The sequence below is a fragment of the Nocardia sp. NPDC058518 genome (assembly GCF_042719655.1).
Taxonomy (GTDB): domain Bacteria; phylum Actinomycetota; class Actinomycetes; order Mycobacteriales; family Mycobacteriaceae; genus Nocardia.
The window spans coordinates 265985-273855 of sequence record NZ_JBHXNJ010000008.1 but is presented as its reverse complement, the minus strand read 5'-3'; the positions used below and the strand labels follow the sequence as shown (position 1 = coordinate 273855).

General features: G+C 64.9%; 7 protein-coding genes and 1 rRNA gene. 4 read left to right on the top strand and 4 right to left on the bottom strand.

Annotation, left to right across the window (positions count from 1 at the left end; translation table 11 throughout):
- Together rrf and ACFWPX_RS17370 are read left to right on the top strand one after the other, a co-directional pair.
- Positions 1-91, top strand: a 5S ribosomal RNA gene (gene rrf / locus ACFWPX_RS17375); the annotation flags it as partial.
- Positions 92-323: 232 nt separating this feature from the next.
- Positions 324-920 carry a hypothetical protein gene (locus tag ACFWPX_RS17370; protein ID WP_378928222.1) on the top strand — a complete coding sequence of 199 codons (597 nt, stop codon included), beginning with the start codon at positions 324-326 and terminating at the stop codon, positions 918-920.
- A 20-nt stretch (positions 921-940) separates the two neighbouring features.
- Here ACFWPX_RS17370 and ACFWPX_RS17365 read toward each other — a convergent pair whose 3' ends face one another.
- Both ACFWPX_RS17365 and ACFWPX_RS17360 read right to left on the bottom strand, forming a co-directional pair.
- On the bottom strand, positions 941-2491 hold the full coding sequence (locus tag ACFWPX_RS17365; RefSeq protein WP_378928221.1) for a CBS domain-containing protein: 1551 nt from the start codon (positions 2489-2491) through the stop codon (positions 941-943).
- A gap of 18 nt (positions 2492-2509) precedes the next feature.
- Positions 2510-4471: a UvrD-helicase domain-containing protein gene (locus ACFWPX_RS17360; RefSeq protein ID WP_378928220.1), complete on the bottom strand. Its 1962-nt coding sequence runs from the start codon at positions 4469-4471 to the stop codon at positions 2510-2512.
- A 213-nt stretch (positions 4472-4684) separates the two neighbouring features.
- On the opposite strand from ACFWPX_RS17360, the gene ACFWPX_RS17355 reads away from it, so the two are divergent.
- Together ACFWPX_RS17355 and ACFWPX_RS17350 are read left to right on the top strand one after the other, a co-directional pair.
- Positions 4685-5635 (top strand): hypothetical protein, encoded by a 951-nt coding sequence (locus ACFWPX_RS17355; protein ID WP_378928219.1) that lies wholly within the window; start codon positions 4685-4687, stop codon positions 5633-5635.
- Positions 5636-5737: 102 nt separating this feature from the next.
- The gene (locus tag ACFWPX_RS17350) at positions 5738-7111 is read left to right on the top strand and encodes a DoxX family protein (RefSeq protein WP_378928218.1); all 1374 of its coding nucleotides are present in this window, start codon (positions 5738-5740) and stop codon (positions 7109-7111) included.
- Positions 7112-7143: 32 nt separating this feature from the next.
- On the opposite strand, the gene ACFWPX_RS17345 is transcribed toward ACFWPX_RS17350, so the two are convergent.
- Together ACFWPX_RS17345 and ACFWPX_RS17340 are read right to left on the bottom strand one after the other, a co-directional pair.
- Positions 7144-7416: a MoaD/ThiS family protein gene (locus ACFWPX_RS17345; RefSeq protein WP_378928217.1), complete on the bottom strand. Its 273-nt coding sequence runs from the start codon at positions 7414-7416 to the stop codon at positions 7144-7146.
- A gap of 4 nt (positions 7417-7420) precedes the next feature.
- Positions 7421-7732 (bottom strand): WD40/YVTN/BNR-like repeat-containing protein, encoded by a 312-nt coding sequence (locus tag ACFWPX_RS17340; RefSeq protein ID WP_378928215.1) that lies wholly within the window; start codon positions 7730-7732, stop codon positions 7421-7423.
- Between the last annotated feature and the right edge of the window lie 139 nt (positions 7733-7871).

Here is a 7871-nt window from a genome sequence, read left to right as displayed (position 1 = left end):
GCCCGGTCCCATTCCGAACCCGGAAGCTAAGGCCACCTGCGCCGATGGTACTGCACTCGACAGGGTGTGGGAGAGTAGGACACTGCCGGAACATCATTGCGAAAGGCCCTCAACCATTGGTTGGGGGCCTTTTTGCGTTCCAGAACCAGCACCGGATCGGCCGATCCTGGCTTCTCCCAACCTGTCTGGCTGTCTGGGGCTAGCCTGTGCGTGTGAGTGGAGAACTCCCGCCCAACGAGGGCGAGCCGAGGGCGCACGTTCATGGTCGTGCCAGCCTCGATGCCCAACATCGCAGCTCGCAGAACGAGTCGTACACGCGACAAGTGCGGTCCAGCACCAACTTCGGTGTGTGGCGGCGCGACGCCGAGGTGAGCCGCGAGGGTACGAAAGAGAAGCGCCGCACTGTGAGATTGATGGTGGCGGCCGGTTTCCTAGTAGCCGGGGCGGTCGGCGCCGCGCTCGTCTTCCTGGCATTCCAGCCCGACGCCAATGGTGGCGTCCCTGCCGCGAGCGCTCCCTCGACATCGGTCGTCCAACCGACCGCGGCGGCCGATGCCACCACACCGGTTCCGCCTACCGCAGCGAAACCGACTACGAAGACAACGATCTCGGTCCGCACGCCGACAGCGGTGCTGTCGCAACCGTGTCCCGCCGAGACGGTCTGCTGGTGGAGTATGCCCGACTTCAAGGACCTACTTCACTCGCTGCCGCACGGTGAAGTGCCGGCGATCAGCCCGGAGAACTGCTTGGAGCTGGGCGTAGCGAGCCACGGTCCGAGGGGCGCCGGATCTATCGTCAACGGCAGCAGTGTCCCGCAGACGTTCTGGGAGAACGGTGACTGCAGTGGGCAGTCGTTCGTCCTCGAACCAGGCGAACAACTGGCGAAGCTGCCGACCTTCCCCTTCTCCGTCAGCGGGTAGCGGCCGGACCCGGTCTGTGCTCAGGGATTAGGTTCGGCGGTGCGCAGGAGCTGTAGGAGACCGTGCACCGCGGCCTCCTGACCGGCCGACAGCGGGTCGGTGGCGAAGTGCATCAGCTCATTGCGTACGTCGCGGACCTGCTCGACCAGCTCCAGGACCTGACTTTGATCCAGACGCCAGCCCAGCTTGCGCCAGCGAACCGGGTCTTGCAGTAGGTACACGTAACCGCCGAAGGTCAGGTGCGCCGCTTCGGTGATGTGGGCCCGCCTGTTCTTGGGAGCCGCGGCTTTGATGTCGTCGGGATCGAGATGATCGTTGGCGGCTCGGCGCAGCCTGTTCTCTGCTTCTTCGATGAGCACGAAAGGCTTTGCCAGCATGCCGAATTGGCGGGTGAGGTCCGATGCGGTGAGAATGCCGGTCACCCGCATGCGATCAGTGTTGCGCACGAAGACGAATCCGTTGTCGTAGATGGTGTCGATCTGGTCGAGCAGCGGAGCATCGTGGTCGACGACCACGGCGGGCACGGTTGCCTCGGCCAGGGTCGGATGGTCACCCGCGATATGGGCCCTGCCGATCGATTCCCACGTGATCGCGCCGTGGTACGTCCCGTCCCGGTCGATGACGGCCAGTTGCGAGAATTGATGACGCACCATGGTCGTCTTCGCCACGGTGAGGCTCACGTTCGACGGTACGGACCTCAACGCGGCGGGTAGATCGCCCAACCGGCGGGTCATCGGTTCCGGATCGGAGACATTTTCGACCGCTCCGGGGTCGTTCGGCCAGATTTCAGCAGCCGCGGTGTGCGTTGCCGCGGTGTCGGGTTCGGTGTCGAGCGGCACGATGGCAACGACATCGCTGAGCGCACCCTCGGTGAACGGCGGACGGGTGGTAAGCCCGTTCTCGGCGAGGGCGGATTTGATCACCACGATCGCAGCAGCGGTGCGGCGCTCGAATTCCCAGTGCTCGAGCAAGCTGCGGGTGGTGAGCTGACGTGGGTTGCCTGCTGCACGCGAACTCGCATCGGCGAGCAATTCGGCCGCGCCGGTGCCCGCTTCGTCACCGTCGAACCCGGGGTCTGTCCCGAAGTCGGCAAGGTGGGCGATGCGTGCCGCGGCATTGTGGCGATGGAGCCCGCACACGGTCAGCAGCGAGCCGAGGCTGGCCCGCAGGTCAGGCCGGATCACTTCCCACGGCAGGTCGGTGCGCAGCCAGTCGACCTTTCTGACCTGGCGAAACTGCTCGGGTTCGGTTCCACGGAACTCGTATTTCCCGACAACTCGCCCGATCGCGACCAGCTCGGGCCGGAGCTTCAGCGGCATGACGACCAAGTCGCCGTTCGCGATATCGGTGTCGAATTTCCAGAGTTGCCCGGCCCAGTTGCCGACCACAGAGGGCGTGGCGAGGGGGTAGTTCTCGCGCAGTGCCGCTTTGAGTTCTTCCCAGGTTCGGTACCGGCTGAGGTCGCCCATGTCGTCCCAGCCGACGATGGCCAGCCCCTCGTCGAGCGCGCGTTGTTCACGTTGGCCGTCGCGGCCGGACCGGATGAGCCACGCGAGCGGATGGTCGTGCACAGTCCTGATCCTCCCAGTTCAGTCCGACAGGTAGGCGACCCAGAGATAGTCACGGGCGCGGCTGGTAGCGACGAGCAGCTGTCTGGCGAGCATCTCGGCTCGATCCCTGGCACCGCCGGACAGTGCATCGAGGTTCCTCGGCGGTTCCTCGGTGATGTGGAAGACCGCGGCGAAATCCATCCCCTTCGCGCGGCGCACCGTGCCCACCTTGACCGGCCCGACCTGCGAGCCGTCGTAGTTCTCCAACGAGACAGCCTTGAAGCCCGCCCGGCGCAGCACCCGCAGATATCGCGTGACCTCGCTCGGCCAGTTCACGATCACGGCGATCTCGGAACCCGGCGCCAGTTGTGCCTCACGGAGGGCGCGGGGGAGTAGACCTTCGATATCTCGACGGGAGACGTGAACGTCGGCTGCCCGACCGTCCGGCAGAGTGGGATCGCTGTCACGAAGGATGATGCCGGCGCCGCCATCGAGATCATCGACGGTGTTACTTGCCTCGATTCGTTGTGAATACCGCAGCACCGCTTCACGATTGCGGTAGTTCGTGCGCAGGACACGGCCACGACCACCGGCGAGCGGGATCCCCGCCTCGGACAGGGTGCAGCCGCCGGCGTAGACCTGCTGCTGTCCGTCGCCGACCAGGAGCAGCTGGGCGTCGGAACCGCCGCCCGCTATCTGGTGCACCAGCTGCAATTGCATGAGGGTGAAGTCTTGCACTTCGTCGACGACGACCATGGCGTACGCCTCGGTGCTGTCGAGCGGACGGGCTCGGAGTTCGTCGACGGCGAGTGAGATGACATCGTTGAAATCGTGGGCATGCCGCGCATCCAGGACTTCCTGGTACGGCTGGTACCAGTTCTCCCAGACGAATTCACGGCGGGTCGACCGCAGGCTGATCCCCTCGCGACCCACCCGTTGCACGCGCTTGTACGACTCCAGATCGGTGATCCTGCGGCCCTTGATCACCCGATCGATTTCGTCCTGCCAGTACCCGTGGTCGGTGCCCTCGACCCGGCCCAACACCCCTCTGGCGCCTTGCCACGCTTTGGCGAATCCGGCGTGTATCGCTTTGTCGTCCAGATTGAATTGGACCTTGCGGCGGACCAGGAAAGCCTTCGCCCACGCATGCAGCCCAGTGAACTCGGCACGCTCGGTGGCGTGTGGCGCGAGCTGTGCGAAACCTCGCTCGTGGTAGGCGGGCAGACTCTTGACGAACGTCGTGAAGAGCAGTCGCCCAGGGTTGCGCTTGGCGAAATGCGCCATCCGGTGCAGCGCGACGACCGACTTTCCGGTGCCGGCCGGGCCGCTGAACCGGGCGGGACCGGTGAAGGTGGTGTGGACGAGCGAGAGCTGATCGGGATCGAGGAATGTCATCCAGTCGCTGAACGGTCTGGCGAGCGCGGATGACCTCGCGTCGGCGCGGAGGTCGTCCTGGTCGAACAGGCCACCGGCGTCGACAGTTTCGGCTTCTGGAGCGTCGTCAGCGCAGAGGTATCTGTGCGAAGAGAGCTTTTCCGCAGCGGTCGCCGCGAGCTCACTGACCCGCTCAGCGCGCATCCGCTTCTCACGACGCACCAGTGTGTCGACGAAGTTGGACTCGTCGACCACGAGATAACGGCCGTCTGCGGTAGCCCGCGAGCCGCGCGGCATGAGGAGCACGACATCGACGGAATGCGGTACGAACTGGGCGCCGCCGACAACCAACCTGGCGAACGTCCGCTCGGCATCGCCGCGGATCTTCAGGACATCGGCCGAGCTGGGCAGCGCGTCGGTGAAGACGAGTGCGAAAACGCCCGTGCGTCCCAGCGCGAACGCCGCGATCCGGTCGGGCAGGGGCGAACCGCGGTCCACGAGCACATGCCAGCCGCGCACAGTGAGTAGCGCTGCGAGGAACCGCCGCTGATCCGGCGTCAACTGTCGCTGCTCGGCGAGTGTGCGCTCCGCCCACCGTGCAACCCGCTCGCGATGAATATTCGGCATCGATCCCCCTCCGGATACCTCAGCTCCGTACAGCGGGTGGAGCTGTAATGCGTTGAGTACCAACATAGTTGACTTCGCCTGGGATGGCATGCGGATCGGATGGCCGAGCTCCGGGCTCGGCCACGGCCGCGGTCATGTAGTTGGCGCATTTCCTGCAGGGTGCCGCGCCGTGCAATGCTTTCCGGTTCGCTTCCATACGAGGAGATTTCATCCATGCAGCGTTATCTGGCGCCTATCGCCGTCTCGGCCGTTCTAGTCGGCGTAACCGGGTGTGGGAGCGCTGAGACGCCGACATCAGCCACCACCTCGGCCAGTGCCGCGCCGATATCAGGTCTCGGCACTGCCTTCGCGTTCACCGACGCGTCCAGTGGAGCGAAGGTCGGCACCATCACGTTCACCGAAGTGGCGCTCGCACCCGCGGAGTGCGTGACCGAGCTGCTGCCGGGGCGTGTCGCTTTGGCGGTTCGCGCCCAGATCGAGAGCATCGGCACCAGCCGGATGTCGCGACCCGACCAGTGGCTGCTCAGCACCGTGGACCGCGCCGGCATCACCCAGCGAACCGAGCACGCCATCCTCACCGACGACTGTTTCGAGACGTACTCGTACAGTGCGTCTCCGAAGGCGGGAACCAAGGTCGAGGGCTGGTCCGTGGTGCAAGCGCTACCCGAAATGGTCGCGCTGCAGTTCGTTCCGCTGGTCCAAGATGAAAGCGCACCGATGGACGCGCCGCGTTTCGTCACCCCGGCACCGGCGAATATCACGATCGCGCTCGCGGCGGCTCCGGCACCCGCCACCGTGACGACTCAGCCATCGGCCGCCGCTCCACCGACTTCCGCCGCCAGCACCCCGGAATTCGTGCCCGAAAGCACTACCGCCGCAGTGACTACCACCAAACCCGCGCCCAAGAAGGCGACTCCCGCAGTCGGCGTCCCCTGCACACCGCCCGGAGACAATTACGCCACCGCGGATGACGGCAGCACTCTCAAATGCACCAAGGCGGGTGGGCCGAGCGCGAAATGGGTGCAATCGGCGCCGCTGCTCGGCACCCGCACTCCGGGAACTCCCTGTGAAGTGGGTTCGGGAGTAGCGACGTCGCCCGACGGTGAGGAAATGTTCTGTCTCGGCCAAGGGCCGGATAGCAATGTGTGGACAGTTTTGAATTGACGCGTGACCCGAACACTCGGGGCAACGATTTTGCTGGATTTCCGAGTCACTGTCTCTCCCATAGCGTTTCACCCGCACGGCTTTCGACCGTAGGAGTGATGGATGGTTACAGGGGTGTTGGCTCAGCGGGAGCTCGAGGTCGTTGACGTCGAGTCGGAGGCCGTGGAGCGGTGGCACCCGGCGGTCCGCGTGCTCTTCCGGTTCGGGTTCGTTGTTGTCGGGGTCGGGATGGCGGGGGTGTGGCTGCTGCACGCGTTGCTGCGCACCTTCGGTGTGCCGCAGGAGACGGTGACCGGTGTCGCCAAGTGGACGGCGTTGCATCCGCTCACCGACTGGGTCGGCACCCAGATCTTCGATGTACGTATCGATTACACGGTCACCGGCAGCGGTGATACCGCAGCGAAATGGGTGGCTGTCTTCACCCTGCTCCTGGTCGCGGTTCCGGTCACCACCGCCTGGTCGGTCCTTGACCGGCGTCGCCCGAACTACGCGCGACTGTATGAGTGGTTCCGGCTGCTGCTGCGCATTTCCCTGGTCAGCGCCCTTTTGCTGTACGGGATGATCAAAGTGCTGCCGACGCAGATGTCGTTCAACCTCGAGCGGCTGGTCGAACCGTTCGGCGATATGAGCCCGATGGCGGTGCTGTGGGCACAGTCGTCGCTGTCGGAGCCGTACGAGATGGCCTTGGGTGCGGCGGAAGTCGCTGCGGCGCTGCTGCTGATCCTGCCGATGACAGCCGGGCTCGGGTCTGTACTCGCCGTCATCGTGGCGATGCAGGTGCTCCTGATGAATCTTGCCTTCGATGTGCCGGTGAAGCTGTTCGCCCTGCAATTGTTCCTGTACGCAGCGGTATTGGCCGCACCCGACATCATCCGCATCGTTCGGGCGATGCTCGGCCGGGCCGTCGATGCTCGAACATCGACGCCACTGCTGCCCACGGCGCGTGGCAACCGAATCCTGTTGGCAGCCCAGGCGCTGATCGGAGTGTGGCTACTGTGCGCCACGACTGTCGAGGCTTACGACGGCTGGCACACCTACGGCAACGCACGGCCCAAATCGCCGCTCTACGGCATCTGGAACGTCACCGAGTTCTCGGTCGCCGGCGAGCAGGTACCCGCCTTGGTCGACTTCAGCGAATCACCTGCCAGCGGAATGCCGAGCGTCACTGAACGATTCCGCCGCATCATCTTCGATATCCCCCAGGGCATGACCATGCAGCGTCTGGACGATTCACTCGTCTCCTTCCCTGCTCGAATCGACACCGACCAGCACACCATCACGCTGTCGAAAGACACAGCGCACCAATGGAAGCTCGCGACATTCAGTTACGTTCAGCCACAAGCAGATCGGCTGATTCTGGAGGGCGCGCTCGGCGGCAAGCCGGTGCGAATGCAACTGGGCCAGGTCGACCTTGCGCACTACCCGGCTGTCTCGCGGGGGTTCCATTGGGTGCAGGCCACGCCCTACTTCCGGTAGTCGGGAAATCGTCGCGGCCCAACGGAACAGGGTCATCCGCCAGCGACCGATGGAATGATCATCACCTCGGTTCGTGCACCGACAGCGGTGTCCTGGCCGTCGAGCAGACGGCATTCGTCACCGTCGACATAGAAGTTCACATATCTGCGCAATGCCCCGCGTTCGTCACGCAGTCGGCGTTCCAAACCGGGCGATCGTTCACGCAGCGCATCGAGAACCTGCTGCAGGGTCGCACCGTCGACGTCCAGTTCCTTGGCACCGTCGACGTAAGGGCGGAGCATGGAGGGCAGGCAGACACGAGCCATCGCGCTATCCGATGACCGCGGCACGCACGCACAGTACGTCCGGCAGCTTGTCGGCAACGAGCTGCCAATGGTCGCCTTCGTCTGCGCTGCAATACACTTCGCCGTTGCGGGTGCCGAAATATATCCCCGTCGGGTCGGCGTTGTCGGCGCACATGGCATCGCGCATGACCGCGGCCCAGAACGGGACAGTGGGGAGTCCATCGTTCAGCTTCGACCACGTCTCGCCGCCGTCCTCACTGCGATACACCGCGCAGCAGGCATCGGGCGGGAAACGGAAGCGCTCCATGTCCGCCACCAGCGGGAAGGTGTAGATCACCCCCGGCTTGTGCGGATGCGCGACGATCGGGAACCCGAAGTGGGGGGGGGGGGGGGGCGGCCCCCCACGCGGGGCTCCCACCCCACACACACTCACACGCGCAAACACACACACACGGAGGGGGAGGCTCTGTGTGTGG